18 protein-coding genes are annotated in these 18,355 nt (G+C 44.1%); 16 read left to right on the top strand and 2 right to left on the bottom strand.

Annotation, left to right across the window (positions count from 1 at the left end; genetic code table 11):
- Positions 1-49: 49 nt before the first annotated feature.
- Positions 50-862 carry a MurR/RpiR family transcriptional regulator gene (locus F9856_RS06480; protein WP_202106107.1) on the bottom strand — a complete coding sequence of 271 codons (813 nt, stop codon included), beginning with the start codon at positions 860-862 and terminating at the stop codon, positions 50-52.
- Between the two features lie 100 nt (positions 863-962).
- On the opposite strand from F9856_RS06480, the gene ybeY reads away from it, so the two are divergent.
- The 13 genes from ybeY (at position 963) to F9856_RS06415 (ending at position 11,565) form a co-directional block, all read left to right on the top strand.
- Positions 963-1,460, top strand: a complete 498-nt coding sequence (gene ybeY, locus F9856_RS06475) for an rRNA maturation RNase YbeY (RefSeq protein ID WP_002935749.1) — start codon at positions 963-965, stop codon at positions 1,458-1,460.
- Complete coding sequence (locus F9856_RS06470) at positions 1,441-1,842, top strand: diacylglycerol kinase family protein (RefSeq protein ID WP_024398961.1); 402 nt, start codon at positions 1,441-1,443, stop codon at positions 1,840-1,842. Before ybeY ends, F9856_RS06470 begins: the two co-directional genes overlap by 20 nt.
- A 16-nt stretch (positions 1,843-1,858) precedes the next feature.
- A complete protein-coding gene (era, locus tag F9856_RS06465) occupies positions 1,859-2,758 on the top strand; it encodes a GTPase Era (protein WP_202106106.1) in 900 nt (299 codons plus the stop codon).
- Between the two features lie 144 nt (positions 2,759-2,902).
- Entirely contained in the window at positions 2,903-3,340 is a 438-nt protein-coding gene (locus F9856_RS06460; RefSeq protein WP_202106105.1) for a GNAT family N-acetyltransferase, read from the top strand.
- Between the two features lie 276 nt (positions 3,341-3,616).
- Positions 3,617-4,444: a DNA-formamidopyrimidine glycosylase gene (gene mutM / locus F9856_RS06455; protein ID WP_202106109.1), complete on the top strand. Its 828-nt coding sequence runs from the start codon at positions 3,617-3,619 to the stop codon at positions 4,442-4,444.
- Complete coding sequence (gene coaE / locus F9856_RS06450) at positions 4,437-5,039, top strand: dephospho-CoA kinase (protein WP_202106104.1); 603 nt, start codon at positions 4,437-4,439, stop codon at positions 5,037-5,039. The genes mutM and coaE overlap by 8 nt, the downstream gene beginning before the upstream one ends.
- Positions 5,026-6,231 carry a multidrug efflux MFS transporter gene (locus F9856_RS06445; protein ID WP_202106103.1) on the top strand — a complete coding sequence of 402 codons (1,206 nt, stop codon included), beginning with the start codon at positions 5,026-5,028 and terminating at the stop codon, positions 6,229-6,231. Before coaE ends, F9856_RS06445 begins: the two co-directional genes overlap by 14 nt.
- On the top strand, positions 6,231-6,380 hold the full coding sequence (gene rpmG / locus F9856_RS06440) for a 50S ribosomal protein L33 (RefSeq protein ID WP_012775228.1): 150 nt from the start codon (positions 6,231-6,233) through the stop codon (positions 6,378-6,380). The genes F9856_RS06445 and rpmG overlap by 1 nt, the downstream gene beginning before the upstream one ends.
- 46 nt (positions 6,381-6,426) lie before the next feature.
- Positions 6,427-6,660 carry a preprotein translocase subunit SecG gene (gene secG, locus F9856_RS06435; protein WP_002935768.1) on the top strand — a complete coding sequence of 78 codons (234 nt, stop codon included), beginning with the start codon at positions 6,427-6,429 and terminating at the stop codon, positions 6,658-6,660.
- A gap of 535 nt (positions 6,661-7,195) precedes the next feature.
- The gene (gene rnr / locus F9856_RS06430; RefSeq protein ID WP_202106102.1) at positions 7,196-9,565 is read left to right on the top strand and encodes a ribonuclease R; all 2,370 of its coding nucleotides are present in this window, start codon (positions 7,196-7,198) and stop codon (positions 9,563-9,565) included.
- Positions 9,566-9,567: 2 nt separating this feature from the next.
- On the top strand, positions 9,568-10,035 hold the full coding sequence (gene smpB, locus F9856_RS06425) for an SsrA-binding protein SmpB (protein WP_002935771.1): 468 nt from the start codon (positions 9,568-9,570) through the stop codon (positions 10,033-10,035).
- Between the two features lie 860 nt (positions 10,036-10,895).
- Positions 10,896-11,078: a type II toxin-antitoxin system HicA family toxin gene (locus tag F9856_RS06420; protein WP_014637653.1), complete on the top strand. Its 183-nt coding sequence runs from the start codon at positions 10,896-10,898 to the stop codon at positions 11,076-11,078.
- Between the two features lie 37 nt (positions 11,079-11,115).
- Positions 11,116-11,565, top strand: coding sequence for a type II toxin-antitoxin system HicB family antitoxin (locus F9856_RS06415; RefSeq protein WP_105112165.1), 450 nt, complete (start codon positions 11,116-11,118; stop codon positions 11,563-11,565).
- A 160-nt stretch (positions 11,566-11,725) separates the two neighbouring features.
- Here F9856_RS06415 and F9856_RS06410 read toward each other — a convergent pair whose 3' ends face one another.
- Positions 11,726-12,769 (bottom strand): zinc-binding dehydrogenase, encoded by a 1,044-nt coding sequence (locus F9856_RS06410; protein WP_202106101.1) that lies wholly within the window; start codon positions 12,767-12,769, stop codon positions 11,726-11,728.
- Positions 12,770-12,921: 152 nt separating this feature from the next.
- Here F9856_RS06410 and tehB point away from each other — a divergent pair, with 152 nt between their 5' ends.
- From tehB to F9856_RS06395, 3 genes are all read left to right on the top strand, one after another.
- Positions 12,922-13,782 carry an SAM-dependent methyltransferase TehB gene (tehB, locus tag F9856_RS06405; protein WP_202106100.1) on the top strand — a complete coding sequence of 287 codons (861 nt, stop codon included), beginning with the start codon at positions 12,922-12,924 and terminating at the stop codon, positions 13,780-13,782.
- Positions 13,783-13,870: 88 nt separating this feature from the next.
- Positions 13,871-15,733, top strand: a complete 1,863-nt coding sequence (locus tag F9856_RS06400) for a C69 family dipeptidase (RefSeq protein ID WP_202106099.1) — start codon at positions 13,871-13,873, stop codon at positions 15,731-15,733.
- Between the two features lie 120 nt (positions 15,734-15,853).
- Positions 15,854-18,310, top strand: a complete 2,457-nt coding sequence (locus F9856_RS06395) for a heavy metal translocating P-type ATPase (RefSeq protein WP_202106098.1) — start codon at positions 15,854-15,856, stop codon at positions 18,308-18,310.
- Positions 18,311-18,355 lie beyond the last annotated feature (45 nt).

Here is an 18,355-nt window from a genome sequence, read left to right as displayed (position 1 = left end):
AATGCTTTTTGTCTTATTAAGATTGTTGTGAAATAGAAAGACGGATGAATTATTCTCTAATAGTTTGCTTGAAAATATTCTCTTTTTTCTCCTTGTCAATAGCTAAAAAATAGGCGTAGATAATATCTAGCATGATGAGCAGGGGAATTTGGGGTGAGATACGATTGCCGTAATTGAGGTGGCGGACAGAGGCGACTGGAATGATTTGGTCAAAAGTCGGATGGGGAAAACTCTTAGTTGTTAACAGGGCGGTAGGAATCCCCTTTTGAGCAGCCAGCTGGAGATGCTCCATGACCTCTTCTGTCTGACCAGACAGAGAAAGACCGATAATCAGGCAACTAGGGTCTAAAATAGTAGTTGTCCAAATGAGGTTGTTTTTATCTGTAATAGCATCACAAACGACTCCCAGTCGCATAAAACGGGACTTGAATTCCATGGCCACTAAGCCAGAACTGCCTATTCCATAGAAGTAGACACGCTTGCTACTGTCAATCAGTTTAGCAATTTCTTCCAATTTTTCCTCATCTACCAGATTATTAGTGGCAGTTAGGATTTCCTCATAGTCTACCAAGACTTTTTTTGTTAGGCTCCGCTGTAATTTTTCAAAATGTTTATCCAAGTATTCTTGGTTATTCTGAAAGGCAAAGACAAATTCTCGATAACCGGAAAATCCACATTTTTTGGCAAAACGGGTAAGAGCAGATGGAGAAATGTGGAGTTGCTGTATAGTGTTTTCTTGGCTAAGATCGGCGCTAGATGGGTCTAACTGAGTAAAATAACTGGCAATCTGCTTTTCAAGTCTAGTCATCTGATCCAGATGAGACTCAATGATGGCAGTGATGTGTTTCGGTGTTTGTAACATTTTCCATTCCTCTTGATAGCTTCTGAGGACATTATACCACTAAAAACCCCTCATTGATAGGTTTTATGATATAATGGAAACGTAAAAGGAATGTAAGATTATGTATATTGAAATGATTGATGAAACAGGGCAGGTTTCTGCTCAAATGCAGGAGCAGATTACGGAATTGCTTCAGTTTGCTGCCGAAAAAATTGGCAAGCAGAATAAGGAAATGGCTGTGACTTTTGTGGACAATAAGCGTGTCCATGAGGTTAACTTGGAGTACCGAGGAATTGACCGTCCGACAGACGTTGTTAGTCTAGAGTATAAGCCAGAGTCGGAGATTGTTTTTGATGAGGAAGACTTACTGGACAATCCTGAATTGGCTGAAATGATGGAAGATTTCGATGCCTATATTGGTGAATTGTATATTTCTATCGATAAGGCGCGTGAGCAAGCTGAAGATTATGGTCATAGCTACGAGCGTGAAATGGGCTTTTTAGCTGTACACGGTTTTCTGCATATCAATGGCTATGATCATTATACGCCAGAAGAAGAGGCAGAAATGTTTGGTTTACAAGAAGAAATTTTGACGGCCTATGGACTTACAAGAGAATAATTCAAAAAATCGCTGGAAAAATCGAGAGCTGATTGCTAGTCTAGAATTTGCAGTAACGGGTTTGTTGACGGCTTTCAAGGAAGAACGCAATATGAAGAAGCACCTTGCTTCAGCTATTCTTGTAGTGCTTGCGGGACTTATTTTCCAAGTATCTGTGGCAGAATGGCTCTTCCTCTTGCTCAGTATTAGTCTGGTTATCGCTTTTGAAATTGTGAATTCGGCTATTGAGAATGTGGTGGATTTGGCGTCAGACTATCATTTTTCTATGTTGGCAAAGAATGCAAAAGATATGGCAGCAGGGGCAGTCTTATTTGTGTCAGGCTTTGCCTTGCTGACAGGATTGATTATCTTTGTGCCGAAAATTTGGGACTTTATTTTTTAGAATATAAGGAGAATACATGTCATTTAAGTCAGGTTTTGTGGCGATTTTAGGTCGTCCAAACGTTGGGAAATCAACCTTTCTCAACTATGTAATGGGGCAGAAAATTGCCATCATGAGCGATAAAGCTCAAACAACCCGTAACAAGATTATGGGCATTTATACGACAGAAGAAGAGCAGATTGTCTTCATTGACACACCAGGAATCCACAAGCCTAAGACGGCCTTGGGTGACTTTATGGTGGAATCTGCTTATAGTACCCTTCGTGAAGTGGACACGGTCCTCTTTATGGTGCCAGCCGATGAAAAACGAGGCAAGGGTGACGACATGATTATGGAACGCCTTAAACAGGCCAAGGTTCCCGTTATCCTCGTTGTCAACAAGATTGACAAGGTTCATCCAGACCAGCTTTTGGAACAGATTGATGATTTCCGTCAACAGATGGAGTTCAAGGAAATTGTGCCTATTTCTGCTACCCAAGGGAACAATGTCAACCGACTCATGGAAATTCTCAAGGAAAACCTGGACGAAGGCTTCCAATATTTCCCTGCGGACCAAATCACTGACCACCCAGAACGTTTCTTAGTATCTGAGATGATTCGGGAGAAGGTTCTACACCTGACTCGTGAGGAAATTCCGCACTCTGTGGCCGTTGTCATCGATTCCATGAAACGTGATGAGTTTACTGACAAGGTCCACATTCGTGCTACGATTATGGTAGAGCGTGATAGCCAGAAAGGCATCATCATCGGTAAGCAAGGAGCCATGCTCAAGAAAATCGGCTCCATGGCTCGTCGTGATATTGAACTCATGCTAGGTGACAAGGTCTTCCTCGAAACCTGGGTCAAGGTCAAGAAAAACTGGCGAGACAAAAAACTCGACCTCGCCGACTTTGGTTATAATGAGAAAGAGTATTAAAAACGTCCGAGGGACGTTTTTAACCCGAGCTTGAAAACCAGAGAGCGAGGTAGTCTGGGGACTTTCTTCAACAGAATAGAATGAATTAATTTCAAGCGTAAAGCACCACTTTTGTGGTGTTTTGCGTCGTTACGGTGAGATATAATGACGATTAGAGCAGTTACTGAACGATCTCTTCCTACTTGGACTCTCTTTGCAAGTCAGGTTTGGCAGACAAGTGAGCAAGTTTTGATAGAGAAATTTTCAAATAATGAGTTTCCTTTTGAGTTTTTGTACTATTCTCAAAGTGAGGAGCCGATAGCGTGGATTAATTTGTCGCTTCGCCACGACTATGTAGAAGGATGTCAGGCGAGTCCAGTTGCCTATTTAGAAGGGATTTTTATTAGCCCGAATTACCGTAGTCAAGGGATTGCGAAAGAACTGTTGAATTTTGCTGAGCATTGGGCTAAAAGTCAAGGGATATGCCAACTAGGATCTGATGCGGAACTGGATAATCTACTGAGCCAGAATTTTCATATCAAACATGGCTTCCGAGAAGTTAGTCGAACCGTTCACTATGTTCGAGATTTGAATAGTGAATAAAAGTATCTCTATCAAAAATTTAGTTAAGAAAGGAAAGCCGATTAGGCGTTGTCTTGAATTCGCCTAGGCCTCTTTGAAAATCACAACCGTGACCTAGGTGTCGAAGCACCGTCGGTCAGGTTTCTATTTGCTTTGTAATTTTGTTAGAAAGGACGAGTGTTTGCGTACTTGAACCCGAGCTAAAAGCTCGGAAAATAGATAGAGCTTCTTGTGTGCAAGTCACACAGCGTCGCTCTCCTAATTTTCAGTCGCTTTTTACGCTCTTGGTATCGTACATTGCCAGAATTGCCTGAGGTTGAGACGGTTCGTCGTGGTTTAAATCGGTTGGTTAAGGGAAAGGTTATTTCCAAGGTGGAGGTAACCTATGCTCCCATGATTAAGACAGGTGTGGATGCCTTCTGCCAAGACTTGATTGGTCAGGAGATTTTAGATGTGGACCGTCGTGGCAAGTATCTCTTGATTTACCTGACAGACCATGTCCTCATTTCTCATTTGCGGATGGAAGGTAAGTACAATTTCTTTCCTGACCAGGTGCCTGCCAACAAACATTTCCATGCCTTTTTTACTTTTTCAGATGGCTCGACCTTGGTTTATCAGGATGTCCGCAAGTTTGGCACAATGGAACTGCTGGGCAAGGCAGATGTGGGTGCCTATTTTATCAGTCGAAAAATTGGTCCTGAGCCGACGGAGGAAGATTTTGTCCTAGAAGAATTTGCACTCAAGTTAGCTAAGTCGAAAAAGCCCATTAAGTCGCATCTTTTGGACCAGTCTTTGGTGGCTGGTTTGGGCAATATTTATGTCGATGAGGTCTTGTTCAGGGCTCAAGTCCATCCTGCTCAAACGAGTAATCAGCTGTCGGCAGAGCAGGTAACTAGCCTTCGCCAAGCTACCATTGAAGTCCTGCAACTGGGTATCGAAAAAGGAGGCTCAACCATTCGGACCTACAAAAATGCCTTGGGCATGGACGGGACCATGCAGGATTATTTACAAGTTTACGGAAAGACAGGACAGGCTTGTCCCCGTTGCCAGACAGAGATTGTCAAAATCCAGTTGGGCGGACGGGGGACACATTTCTGTCCCAAGTGTCAGGTGAAACATGGCTAAAGTTATCGGAATAACAGGTGGCATCGCCTCTGGAAAATCAACCATTACAGCTTTTCTGAGAGAACAAGGTTATCCAGTCATCGATGCGGATGCGGTCGTGCATGAATTACAGGCTAAAGGCGGCAAACTCTACCAGGTTTTGCTTGCTGAGTTTGGGGAAGCAATCCTGTCAGCTGATGGTAGTCTAGATAGGACTAAGCTGGGTCGGGCTGTTTTTGCGGATAGCAAGTTGCGGGCTCGTTTGTCTGTCTTGCAAGACCAGATTATCAGGCAAGAATTGCTGGCAAGAAGGGATGCTCTCAAGCAGACTGAAGAGGTAATTTTCATGGATATTCCTCTGCTCTACGAGGCGGATTATAGCGGGGAAGTAAATGAAGTCTGGCTAGTTTATGTCGATAGAGCGCAGCAGTTGGAACGGCTTATGAAACGCAATGGCTTAGCTGTTCAAGATGCGGAAAATCGTCTGGCTGCTCAGCTTTCTTTAGAGGAAAAACGGTCGCAAGCCCAGGTGGTGATTGATAATAGCGGAGAGGTTGAGGCGACCTTAGCACAGGTTGCGCAACTTTTGGAGGAATTAAAGGATGGACGACGGTAGTAGTTATTGGAAGCAGAATTTGAAGGTGGCTTGGTTGGGAAATTTCCTAACAGGGACGAGTTTTACCTTGGTTATGCCTTTTATCTCGGTCTTTGTAGAAGAGTTGGGAGTGGGACCTGGACAGGTGGAATACTATGCAGGGCTGGCAGTGTCGGCCAATGCCTTTGCAGCGGCAGTTATGGCTCCTATCTGGGGTAGTTTGGCAGACCGCTACGGTCGCAAGCCCATGATGGTGCGGGCTGCTTTTGCGATGATTTTTACTATGGGTGGGATGGCCTTTGTACCAAATGTTTTTTGGTTGCTTGCCTTACGTGTCCTAAACGGGGTATTTACGGGGTACATTCCCAATGCGACTGCCTTGATTGCCAGTCAGGTTCCAAAGGATAAGACGGGGTATGCTCTGGGGACCTTATCAACAGGTGCGGTAGCGGGGAATTTGATTGGTCCGACCCTGGGTGGTATCTTAGCAGAGATGTTTGGCGTACATATGGTATTTTTGCTGGTGGGACTTCTTTATGCTATCGTTGTGTTACTGACAGTTTTCTATATTCGAGAGGATTTTGTTCCAGTCAAAAAAGGCGAAGAAATGTCGGTTAAAGAGGTATTTGAGCAGGTGAAAGATCGGCAGATGCTGGTTGGGCTTTTTGTGACTTCTATGATTATTATTGCAGCTGCTCAGGCTGTCGTTCCTATATTGACCCTCTATGTGCGGCATTTGGGACAGACAGATAATCTGTTATTTGTTGCTGGTTTTATCATTTCCTTGCCTGGTATGGCATCGCTAGTGACATCCGGTTATTTAGGGAAAATTGGTGATCGTATTGGCAACCATCGCCTCCTGTTAATTGCTTTAACTTACAGTCTGTTGATTAATGTTTTCTGTGTTTTTGCAGAAGATCCTTTCCAGCTTGGTTTGTTGCGATTCATGTATGGTTTTGGGACAGGAGCATTGTTGCCTTCGGTCAATTCTCTTTTGACCAAGTTGACCCCAAAAGAAGGGATTTCAAGGATATTTTCCTACAACCAACTCTTTAATAATCTAGGTTCTGTTGTTGGTCCCATGATGGGGTCTGCGGTGGCTGCTCACATGGGTTATGACTGGGTTTTCTATCTGTCGAGCGGACTTGTCCTCTTTAACCTTATCTGGTCTTTGACCAATTTTAGAAACTATTTGAAAGTAAGGGATGTTTAGTGAGAGTTAAAATCAATTTACAATGTTCAGAATGTGGTAGTAAGAACTACTTGACTAGCAAAAACGCCAAGACTCATCCAGATAAGATTGAAGTCCTTAAATACTGCCCAAAAGAGAGAAAAGTAACCCTCCACCTTGAAACTAAGTAGGTTTTATGGTATAATGTCATAAGTTATTGTAGAAAGTGAAAAAAATATGTATCAAGCATTATTAGCAATTCTGTTGATTTTATCTGTTATTTTGATTGTAGTGATTTTTATTCAACCGGCTAAAAACCAGTCTAGCAACGTCTTTGACTCTTCTAGTGGAGCCTTATTTGAACGTACAAAGGCCCGTGGTTTTGAAGCGGTGATGCAACGCATTACAGCTATTCTTGTTTTTCTTTGGATGCTGGATGCGCTGGCGCTTGTTATCATTTCAAGTAAGTAGATAAATCAGACTGGGACTTGTTCTTGGTCTATTTTTTTGGGAGTGGGCCAGAACTCGACAAGTATAGTCGAATGAATTAGCTTTCAGACAAGGAACTGAGGCGCAGGCTATACTAAAGTATGGCAAGGCGAAAGTGACGATGTATCAAAGATAATTCAAATGACTATATAAAGAGTTCGTCTGCCCACCCCCACATAAGTTGAATAGGTATGGTTCGGAGCGTTATTCGCGAACTATTGAGATTTGCTTTGCAAATCCTATCTCCCACCTCCAACAATCATTTGATTGTTGGAGCAATCAACCACTGCGTCTGGATATAACGCAAAATACAGTCTTTTAGTTTGCTTTTAGTACTAGGCAACGAGCTGCAGACTGTACTGAAGTACGACAAAGCGAGTTCAAATAATGATGAAATTATTTGAAGTTGGAAATAGGGAAACGGAGTTTCCTCGTACGTCGCAGTAATAAAAGATAAACTAAAGGACTGAAAGAGAAATAGTGCTAGGTTTTTATCCTGCACTCTGGTAAATACAAGATGAAAAACGAAATTATAAACTATATTAAAGAAGTTGGTCCTGTGACCATGGACCAGCTGGCAGATCAGCTTGGAGCTAGTTCTGCTAAGAGTTTTACAGACTTGGTCAAGCTGGTTTCGAGTATGGAAGGTAGTCGTCAACTTGTCTTTGACAATGCGGGTCGAATTGCTCTGCCAGTCCCAAAAGTGTCCAAAAACAAGGTAACCTTACAGGGTATTTTCCGTGCCCACAAGTCAGGCTTTGGCTTTGTGACCATTGACGAGGAGGAAGATGATCTCTTTGTCAGCCGTGACGATGTCAACTTTGCTATCGAAGGTGACAGAGTTGAAATTGCAATCAAAAAGGTTGCAGATCGTCTCAAGGGAACGGCTGCAGAAGCAGAAGTCATTGATATTTTGGAACATAGCCTGAAAACAGCGGTGGGCTTGATTGTTTTTGACGAAGATAAGCCTGAATATGCAGGCTACATCAAGTCTAAAAACCAGAAAATCGCTCAGAAGATTTACATCAAGAAGTCACCTCTGGTATTGACCGGAACGGAAATCCTAAAAGTTGATATCGAAGCCTATCCAAGCAAGAAACGGGACCACTTTGTTGCGACCATTCGGGACGTGGTGGGCCACAAGGACGATGTGGGAATCGATGTCTTGGAAGTTTTGGAGTCCATGGATATCGTGTCGGAATTCCCTGATGAAGTTTTGGCGGAGGCCAACCGAGTACCAGAAAGTCCGTCTGAGAAGGACTTTGAAGGACGCTTGGACCTGCGGGATGAAATCATCTTTACTATCGATGGTGCAGATGCCAAGGACCTGGACGATGCGGTCCATATCAAGCAACTCAAGAACGGCAATCTGGAACTGGGTGTCCATATCGCTGATGTCAGCTACTATGTGACCGAAGGCTCTGCCTTGGACCAGGAAGCTGTCAAGCGTGGAACGTCTGTCTATGTGACCGACCGTGTGGTGCCAATGCTGCCAGAACGTTTGTCAAATGGCATTTGTTCCCTTAATCCAAACGTGGATCGCCTGACCCAGTCGGCTATTATGGAAATTGACCGCAAGGGCAAGGTAGTCAAGCACTGGATTGGCCAAACGGTCATCAAAACCACCTTCCGTATGACCTATTCCGATGTCAATGATATGATTGCAGGTAACAAGGAAAAGCTGGACAAATACAAGGCAATCGTGCCAAGTGTAGAGCTTATGGTCAAACTCCATGAAACCCTGGAAACCATGCGCTACAAACGTGGGGCTCTCAACTTTGACACGACAGAAGCCAAAATCATCGTCAACAAGGATGGTCTACCAGTCGATATTCAACTACGTCAGCGGGGCATTGCCGAGCGAATGATTGAGTCCTTCATGTTGGCGGCCAATGAGTGCGTTGCCGAGCATTTTGCCAAGCTGGATCTGCCTTTCATCTATCGGATCCACGAGGAGCCTAAGTCAGACAAGTTGCAGAAGTTCATCGACTATGCGACCAGCTTTGGTCTGACGGTTTACGGTACGGCTAGCTCTATCAGCCAGGATGCCCTTCAAGATCTTATGGAGCGGGTCAAGGATGAAGCCTATGCGGATGTCCTCAACATGATGTTGTTACGCTCCATGCAGCAGGCACGCTACTCGGAGCACAACCACGGCCACTACGGTCTGGGTGCGGAGTTCTACACTCACTTCACCAGCCCTATCCGCCGCTATCCCGACCTGCTGGTTCACCGTATGGTACGGGAATATGGTCACAATCCTGCGGAAAAAGCAGAGCATTTTGAGCAGGTTATTCCTGAGCTTGCCAAGTCTTCGTCCAGTTTAGAACGCCGTGCCATTGAGGCAGAGCGGGAAGTCGAAGCCATGAAGAAGGCAGAGTTCATGCAAGAATTTGTTGGGCAAGAGTTTGACGGTGTCGTGTCTAGCGTAGTCAAGTTTGGTCTTTTTGTCGAGTTACCAAACACGGTTGAAGGTCTGATTCATATCACCAACCTCAACGAATACTATCAGTTCCACGAGCGAACTCTGACCTTGCAGGGTGAGAAATCCGGTCGGGTCTTCCGTGTCGGTCAGCCAATTCGTATCAAGCTAACGCGGGCGGACAAGATGACAGGGGAGATTGATTTTGCCCACGTGCCGTCCGAGCTGGATATTGTGGAAAAGGCTTTGAAAGCCAAGCGGAGAACGGCCAGTCACTCCAACCGTGACCGTGATGATCGGTCAGGGCGAGGACGGGGCAAGCACCACAAGCAAGAAGCTGCTGGTCGCGACAGCAAACATCACAAGTCTGGGAAAGACCACAAGTCAAAAAGTGGTAAAAAAGACAAGAAAAAGAAACCATTTTACAAAGAAGTAGCTAAAAAGAACAAGAAGAAAAGGAGATAGGCATGGCCAAGGGTGAGGGCAATGTGATTGCACAGAATAAAAAAGCCCGCCACGACTATACCATTGTCGATACAGTGGAGGCGGGGATGGTCCTGACGGGGACGGAGATTAAGTCGATTCGTGCGGGGCGGATTAACCTCAAGGACGGCTTTGCCCAGATCAAGCAGGGCGAGGCTTGGCTGGTCAATGTCCATATCGCTCCCTACGATGAGGGCAATATTTGGAATCAGGAGCCAACACGGACCCGCAAGCTCCTCTTGCGGAAGAAGCAGATTGAATCTCTGGGTAATGAGGTCAAGGGAACAGGGATGACCCTGGTGCCCCTCAAGGTCTATATCAAGGACGGCTTTGCCAAGGTCTTGATTGGGCTTGCCAAAGGGAAGCACGACTACGACAAGCGAGAGTCAATTAAACGCCGTGAGCAAGACCGTGACATCAAACGAACCATGAAGGCTATCAATAGTCGCTAAGACTGGGAGAAATCCTGGTCTTTTTTGTTGGTTTTTATATATAAATTTATTGATGAATATGTTAACTAGGATAATTCAAAATTTCAATTTGAAATTTTGAAACGATTTTTAGAAATAAACCAATAATAACTTTATTTTTTAATCCATAAATGTTATAATAATATTGCGAATATATAAATAATATAGCATCAAGCTAGGAGTTAAAATAACATAGGAAACTATAATGCTGATGACTAGACTGTTTATTTTATATGAAAAATAAGGATGGTGGTTTTTATGAAAAATAAAAGGAGTCCGGATACATTATTTTTAAGTGGCATAATTTTAATGTGCTTTGGATACTTAAATTATATGATAAAACCAACTTGGATTGATACTAGTGGTGATTTTTGGAATACACTCATACTTTATGTATATCAATTATTCTGGAGGCCTGTAGAAACCTTAAGTTTTTCAATAGGAGCTATATTATTTTGCAAAAGTTTTAAAAAATAATATGGAATTTCTGTTAATTTAGAGGGTTTCTCATAATGTACCTCTATACACTTATGGACATATTATTGTAAAAGCTAATTATAATTTGAATGAGTACGATCTTAAGGTGAGATATCTAGGTACGAATAGTATGTCAACGCTGGAAAGACTTATACTATTAGTAATGCGATTGGATGGACAGAATTAAGAACTTGGAAATAATGTGTCTTAAAATATGGAACAGTTCAGTTTGTTTACTGAACTGTCTTTTTTTATTTTGATTTTCATTGAGTATCAGTCACAAATTTCAGACATTTTCTGATTCTTTATAGTTGAATACGTGTAATACGTATGGTATAATAATCTTGTCAGGAGGTAAAAGCGCTATGCCTATGACACAAAAAGAAATGGTTAAGCTACTTACCGCCCATGGTTGGACAAAAACCAAAGGCGGTAAGGGGTCACACGTGAAACTTGAAAAAGCAGGCGAGCGACCTATAACCATTCCCCACGGTGAAATAAACAAATACACCGAAAGGGGTATCAAAAAGCAAGCAGGGCTGTTATAACAACAGCCTACCGCTTGTTTTCTTTTGGAGGTAAACTATGCTTGTCACTTATCCAGCTTTATTTTATTTTGATGATACAGACGGAGCTAACGCCCCTTACTTTGTAACTTTCCCTGATTTTGAGCATTCAGCAACTCAAGGCGAGGATATGGCGGACGCTATGGCAATGGCTAGCGATTGGTTAGGCATAAACTTAGCTGATTATATCGAGAATGGAAGAGACATTCCTACCCCGTCTTCTATAAACACTTTGTCATTAGTAGATAATAACCCTTTCCGTAATGAGGATTTTGAGATGGTTTACGATTCTAGCAAGTCTTTTATCTCCATGGTGATGGTGGACGTTGCAAAGTATTTGGGCAGTCAAGAGCCAGTAAAGAAAACACTCACTATCCCACGCTGGGCAGACACTCTAGGACGTGAACTAGGATTGAATTTCTCACAGACCCTCACGGATGCAATTGCAGATAAAAAAATTCATGCTTAACACTTGCTTCTGTTATTGCAAATGTTGAAACTGGACCTTTCTACTCCCGTTGAGTATTAGTAGTTCTAATGAGTGGGATGGTTCCGTTTTTATCTTTCTATAAATTATACGAAACCCCAGAAGTTTATGTAATGAACTTCTGGGGTTTTGTTCTATTTTCTTAATCCACCGTAATCATTGCTTTAATCGTTTTACGGTTGGCCATGTCTTTGTAGGCTTGGTCGATATTCTCTAGGGAGTAAGTTTGGGTGAAAACTCGACCTGGGTTGATGTCGCCTTTGAGAACAGCATCGAGCAAAATTTCCTTATCATAGGTTGTGACAGAAGCAGAGCCACCACCGATAATGATATTTTGAGCAAAGGTTGAGCCAAGGGCGTGGTTGTTGTAGTGTGGCACACCGACAAAACCGATACGACCACCATTGTGAAGCACGCCGAGGGCTTGGTCAATAGAGGCTTCTGTACCAACACATTCGAGGGCGGCATCAGCTCCGCCACCTAGAATTTCACGGACTTTGGCAATTCCTTCCTCGCCCCGTTCTGCTACGATGGCAGTAGCCCCTGATTCCAAAGCCATTTGCTGGCGGTCTGCATGGCGGCTCATCATAATAATCTGAGAAGCTCCGCGCATTTTTGCAGCAATGACGGCACATTGACCCACTGCACCATCACCGATGACAACAACCTTGTCACCAGGTTTGACATCTGCTACGCGGGCTGCGTGGTAGCCAGTTGGCATAACATCTGCCAGAGTCAAGAGAGATTTGATCATGCCTTCTGAGTAGTCACTTGGCTGACCAGGAATTTTGACCAAGGCCCAGTTGCCGTAGTGGAAACGAATGTATTGAGACTGGTAGTTGTTGCCCCAGTTGGTGTAGCCTGGATGGTTGTCACAAGTACCATCAAAGCCAGCACGACAGGCATCACAGTGTCCGCAACCATGTGTAAATGGAACGATAACGAAGTCACCAGGAACAAGTGTTGTAATGTCTTCGCCTACCTCTTCAACGATACCGATGGCTTCATGACCAGAGTTTGTGTCACCGTGGTCATGGTGAATGTCTTCTCCGTAGCCCCAAAGGTCAGACCCACAGACACAGGTTCTAACGACCTTGATAATGACATCGTCCTTAGCTTGAAGGCTTGGTTTTTCGATTTCTGCAACGGTCATCTTACCGGCTTTTTCATAAATAGCTGTTTTCATATTCATCCCATACTTACTTGTCAGTAAATATCCTTTCTAATTGATATGAATATTATATACCTTGGAGTTCACTCCAAGTCAAGAAAAAAATGGGTTTGAATTCATATTTCCTTTGTGATAGACTAAGTGTATCGGAAAGAAAAGGAGAGATAATGACGGTTTTAGTTCCTTACAAACGCATGCCCATTTGGAATCAGGATACGGTTCCCCAGCATTTTTTGACCAAGCACAATACCAAGGTGGGTACTTGGGCCAAAATCAAGGTCTTGAGAGGTCAGCTCAAATTTGAGCCGATTTCAGATGATAATGAGATTTTGGGAGAATATGTCTATGGTCCGACAGATGAGATTCCCTTTGTTGAGCCACAGGCTTGGCATCGGGTGACTTTATTGACAGAGGATACGGAGTTTTTCTTGGAATTTTTCTGTCAACCAGAAGACTATTTTGCCAAAAAGTATGACTATACACGGACGCATTCGGAAGTCTTAGAGGCCTTGAAGAGAATTGAGCCTTGTAAGGTCTTGGACTTGGGCTGTGGTCATGGCAGGAACAGTCTCTACTTGGCTCAGCAGGGATTTGAGGTGACGGCAGTTGATAAGGATGTGCCAAGTATTCGGACACTCTTGCAGGTCAAGGAAGTGGAGGACTTGGACTTGCAGGCTGGGACTTACGATATTAACTCAGCTAGTCTGGAGCAGGATTACGACTGGATTATCTCAACAGTGGTCTTTATGTTCTTGGAGCGGGATCGGGTGCCAGCCATTATCCACAATATGCAGGAGCAGACACGACCTGGTGGCTATAACTTGATTGTGGCGGCTATGGATACGGAAGATGCGCCCTGTCCTATGAATTTCTCCTTTACTTTTGGAGCAGGTGAGTTGAAGGAATACTACCGTGACTGGGAACTGGTCAAATACAATGAAGATTTTGGTCAACTTCATAAGCGTGATGAGAATGGCAATTTCCTTAAGATGCGGTTTGCGACCATGTTGGCTAGAAAAAATGTGTAAAATATATCTGAAAGCACTTGCAAGGCAGGTGCTTTTGCGTTACAATATATGTGTAAATGGGTATTTTATTATATGAAAGGAGAAGTCTATGAAAAAGACTTTTGTTCGTATAGCCACATTTCTAATGTTGGTTTGCCTATTCCCTGCTCAACTTGTTCAAGCTTGCTCAGGCTTTATCATTGGGAAAGGGTTGACAACGGATGGTTCTATCCTTTATGGTAGAACGGAAGATTATCCCTATCCACCAGATAATGGAGCGCACAATAAAAATTATATTGTGGTTCCTGCAGCAAGCTATGCTGAGGGAGATATGTTGGTGGATGAGACATTTGGTTTTACAGCACCACACTTGGCAAATGAGTTCAAGTACACCTCTACGCCTGATGCGGCGCGTGGGGATGGTTCAAATGGTAATTATGGGGCGCATGGTTTTAATGAAAAAGGCGTATCCATGACTGCTACTGTAACAGCTATTCCAAATGCTAAAGTCTTGGCAGTTGATCCTCTAGTTGAAGCTGGAGGGCTGGGAGAACCAATTTTGATTGATTATGTTCTTCCTAGGGTCACTAGTGCGCGTGAAGGTGTTGAGTTGATTGCAAAGACAATCGATGAAAAAGGCTCAGCAGAAGGGAATATTGTTATTATTGCTGACAAAAATGAAGTTTGGTACATGGAAATCTTGTCAGGACACCAATACGTAGCCATCAAGTTCCCTGAAGACAAGTATGCAATTTTTGCAAATACTTACTATCTAGGTCATGTTGATTTTACCGATACAGAAAATGTGATTGCTTCTGCAAAGGTTGAAGAAGTAGCCAAGCAAGCGGATAATTATGTGACAGTCGATGGGCAGTTCCATATCGCTAAATCATACGGTCCTGCAACTTATGCTGAAGCAGACCGTTCCCGCGTGTATGCAGGTATTAAATTGATGGATCCAGCATCGCCTGTAACCTATGAAGATGCTGTGTATGATTTGCTACGTCAGCCAACAGATCCAAGTCGTCGCTTTAGTTTACAAGATACCTTTGCCTTACAACGTAACCGTTTTGAACATCTTCCAGAATTTCGTCCAGACGATGAAGCAGGCAAGGTAAAACAAGGGGATAATGGTGCGAATGACCAAGCGGCAGATACGACTTATAAATACGCTCTTGGTAATGAAAACGTCATCGATGCCCATGTTTATCAGATCAATAGTAGCTTACCATCAGCCTTCGGTGGTACAGTGTGGTTGGGCTTGGCTCAGACAAGGAATACACCGTATGTTCCATTCTATGGTATTGTGACGGATACTTATGAAGCCTTTAAAAATCGCTCAGCTTCTTATGACACGAATTCATGGTACTGGACGGTACAAAATATTGATAAGATGGCCATCTCACACCCAGAGTTATTTGGTACATCGATTCAAGAAAAATGGATTGCTCTTGAAAATGACTGGATTGCTGCACAGGTCGCTCTTGATGCTCAATATGCTGGACTTTCAGAAGATGCAGCTGTAGCCCTGGCTCCAACTGTAACCGAGGAAACCTTGGCTCGTTCGGCAGAGATTTTTGCCCAACTAAAAGCTGTTGAAGCTGAAATGATGGCAAAAATTGAAGCAGCAACAACTCCGTCATCCAGCAGCACCGACTCATCAAGCAGTACCGAACCATCATCAAGTAGTACTGCCCCATCGACCAGCACTGAGCCATCATCAAGTGGTACCGAAACCTCAACCAGTACAAGTCAGTCTACAAGTGCTTCTGACACAGGAGGAGCTACGGATACTTCCTCCTCCAGCGGAACAGTAGTGTCTTCAGATAAGAAAGTAACACCTACCAATAAAAAAGGTAAATCAAGTCTTCCTAGTACAGGTGAGCAAGTCAGCCTCTTGTTGGTGGCGCTAGGTGTTGCAGGAATTTTAACAGCAATTTTTCTTCATCGGAAAAAATCCAGTAAAGAATAAATGAATATGTAAAAGTAGGTTGGATTGAATTCAATCTACTTTTTTGAAACAATTTTGTTTACAAATGTAGTCGTATATTGTATAATTTGTTTACAGATGTAGTCAGAAAAGGAGTAACCTATGAAACAAGCAAGCTATCCCATTCAAGGTATGACCTGTGCTTCCTGTGCTCTGACAGTTGAAAAGGCTGTTGGTAAATTAGCAGGAATGGAAGAAGCTAGTGTCAACCTAGCGACTGAAAAATTGAGTGTTAGCTATGATGAAAAGCTTTTGGGACTAGAGGATATTCGTCAGGCAGTTGAAAAGGCGGGGTACCAGCTAGTCGATAGCTTGGTGACCGAGTCTTATGATATTGCAGGTATGACCTGTGCTTCTTGTGCCATGACGGTTGAAAAAGCTCTGGGAAAACTAGAGGGTGTAGAAGAGGTCACTGTCAATCTGGCAACAGAAAAGGCGACTATCCGTTATAGCCGTCATAGGCAAAATCCAGCCAGTCTTGAAAGAGCAGTTGAGCAGGCAGGTTATCAGCTAATTCGACCAGAAGAAGTAGAAGAGGCTGCGGACAAGGGACCGAGCAAGGAAGAAAAGCTGTGGCATCGATTTGTCTGGTCAGCAGCATTTACTCTTCCATTGCTCTATATTGCTATGGGGCCTATGTTGCCTTGGGGTGGGTTTCCATTACCAGCTTTGCTCCACCAACCGCTAGTCTATGCGATCAGCCAAGTCATCTTGCTCATCCCTATCCTCTATATCGGACGCAGTTTTTTCCAAAAAGGCTTTAAAACTCTCTTGCAAGGCCATCCAAATATGGATTCCTTGATTGCTGTTGGGACAGGGGCAGCCTTGGTTCAAGGTCTTTTGATGATTGCGTTTCTTCTGATGGGGAAAGAAGTGGCCATGCACGGTCACCATCCAGAACTGTATTTTGAATCAGCCGCCGTTATCTTGACCTTGATTACCCTAGGAAAATATTTTGAAGCTAGAGCCAAAGGTCAGACTTCTGAGGCCATTAAGAAATTGATGGATCTGGCTCCTAAGACGGCTCAGGTCTTGCGAAATGGTCAGGAAATACAAGTGCCGATTGAAGAAGTGGTGGTCGGTGACCAGGTCATTGTTCGTCCAGGTCAGCAGATTCCTGTTGATGGTCAGGTTCTCGAAGGCCAAACACGTGTGGATGAGTCTATGCTGACGGGTGAGAGCCTACCAGTGAAGAAAGCTCTAGGCGATAATGTTTTTGGCGGCACCCTTAACCAGCAAGGCGCCATTACCATGCAGGCTACCAAGGTTGGTCGTGATACGACTCTAGCTCAGATAATTCGCTTGGTAGAAGAGGCTCAAGGGTCTAAGGCACCTATCTCCAAATTGGCTGACCAAGTTTCTGCCATATTTGTACCAGTCGTCATGGGCTTGGCTCTCTTGTCCGGTCTGGCCTGGTACTTCTTGGATCAAGAATCATGGATTTTTTCATTAAGCATCATCATCGCCGTCTTGGTCATCGCCTGCCCTTGTGCTCTGGGTCTGGCAACCCCTACGGCTATCATGGTTGGGACTGGAAAAGGGGCAGAAAACGGTCTTTTGTTCAAGTCTGGTCAAGCTATTGAAACCCTACAAGGCGTGAACACCATTGTCTTCGACAAGACTGGGACTATTACTGAGGGCAAGCCCCAGGTGACAGACGTTCATCTCTTATCTACTAAAAATCGTGAGCAGGTCCTCCAGTTGGCAGCAAGTAGCGAGCAATTTTCTGAGCATCCATTGGCTCTGGCCCTCCTGCAAGCAGCTCAGACAGAAAAGATTGATCTCTTGCCTGCCACCGATTTTCAGGCACTTTCAGGTCGTGGTCTTTCGGTGACAATAGCAGAGCGGACCATCTATCTGGGAAATGAACGGTTGATGCGGGAACAGGGAATTGATGTTTCCAAAGGACGTGCAGTTGCGGAAACATTTGCCCATCAAGCTAAGACGCCTGTTTTCCTAGCCAGCCAGCAAGAATTACTAGCAGTCATTGCCATTGCTGATAAAGTAAAAGAGACCAGCCGTCAGGCTGTCCAGGCTCTGCAAGCTATGGGATTAGAAGTGGTCATGCTGACAGGAGATAATGAAAAAACTGCCAAAGCCATTGCCAAGGAAGTCGGCATTGAGCAGGTGGTCAGTCAGGTCCTGCCAGATGACAAGGCCAACCAAGTCAAGCACTTACAAGAACAGGGCAAGACAGTCGCTATGGTGGGGGATGGCATCAACGATGCCCCAGCTCTAGCTCAAGCCCATATGGGTCTAGCCATTGGTTCAGGGACTGATATTGCTATTGAGTCTGCCGACATTGTCCTCATGCATAGTGATATTTTGGATGTGGTCAAGGCTGTCAAACTCAGCCAGGCAACCATGCGGACCATCAAGCAAAATCTCTTCTGGGCCTTTGCCTACAATGTGATCGGTATTCCAATCGCCATGGGTCTGTTACATGCATTTGGTGGACCCCTGCTCAATCCTATGTTTGCAGGTGCAGCCATGGCCCTCAGCTCAGTGTCAGTCGTCTTGAACGCTCTGCGATTGAAAAGGGTGAAAATAGACAATTAGTTTTCTGACAGATATCATTGCTAAAAATCCCTACAGACTGGAGAG

Source organism: Streptococcus suis (genome assembly GCF_016743335.1).
GTDB classification, from domain to species: Bacteria; Bacillota; Bacilli; order Lactobacillales; family Streptococcaceae; genus Streptococcus; species Streptococcus suis_Y.
Note: the sequence above shows the minus strand (reverse complement) of the source record. Positions and strands in the feature narration are given on the sequence as shown.

Bases quoted from the DNA above. Each gene is read 5' to 3' on its own strand.
- F9856_RS06480 (WP_202106107.1), bottom strand. From the start codon at position 862: ATGTTACAAACACCGAAACACATCACTGCCATCATTGAGTCTCATCTG.
- ybeY (WP_002935749.1), top strand. From the start codon at position 963: ATGTATATTGAAATGATTGATGAAACAGGGCAGGTTTCTGCTCAAATG.
- F9856_RS06470 (WP_024398961.1), top strand. From the start codon at position 1,441: ATGGACTTACAAGAGAATAATTCAAAAAATCGCTGGAAAAATCGAGAG.
- era (WP_202106106.1), top strand. From the start codon at position 1,859: ATGTCATTTAAGTCAGGTTTTGTGGCGATTTTAGGTCGTCCAAACGTT.
- F9856_RS06460 (WP_202106105.1), top strand. From the start codon at position 2,903: ATGACGATTAGAGCAGTTACTGAACGATCTCTTCCTACTTGGACTCTC.
- coaE (WP_202106104.1), top strand. From the start codon at position 4,437: ATGGCTAAAGTTATCGGAATAACAGGTGGCATCGCCTCTGGAAAATCA.
- F9856_RS06445 (WP_202106103.1), top strand. From the start codon at position 5,026: ATGGACGACGGTAGTAGTTATTGGAAGCAGAATTTGAAGGTGGCTTGG.
- secG (WP_002935768.1), top strand. From the start codon at position 6,427: ATGTATCAAGCATTATTAGCAATTCTGTTGATTTTATCTGTTATTTTG.
- rnr (WP_202106102.1), top strand. From the start codon at position 7,196: ATGAAAAACGAAATTATAAACTATATTAAAGAAGTTGGTCCTGTGACC.
- smpB (WP_002935771.1), top strand. From the start codon at position 9,568: ATGGCCAAGGGTGAGGGCAATGTGATTGCACAGAATAAAAAAGCCCGC.
- F9856_RS06420 (WP_014637653.1), top strand. From the start codon at position 10,896: ATGCCTATGACACAAAAAGAAATGGTTAAGCTACTTACCGCCCATGGT.
- F9856_RS06415 (WP_105112165.1), top strand. From the start codon at position 11,116: ATGCTTGTCACTTATCCAGCTTTATTTTATTTTGATGATACAGACGGA.
- F9856_RS06410 (WP_202106101.1), bottom strand. From the start codon at position 12,769: ATGAAAACAGCTATTTATGAAAAAGCCGGTAAGATGACCGTTGCAGAA.
- tehB (WP_202106100.1), top strand. From the start codon at position 12,922: ATGACGGTTTTAGTTCCTTACAAACGCATGCCCATTTGGAATCAGGAT.
- F9856_RS06400 (WP_202106099.1), top strand. From the start codon at position 13,871: ATGAAAAAGACTTTTGTTCGTATAGCCACATTTCTAATGTTGGTTTGC.
- F9856_RS06395 (WP_202106098.1), top strand. From the start codon at position 15,854: ATGAAACAAGCAAGCTATCCCATTCAAGGTATGACCTGTGCTTCCTGT.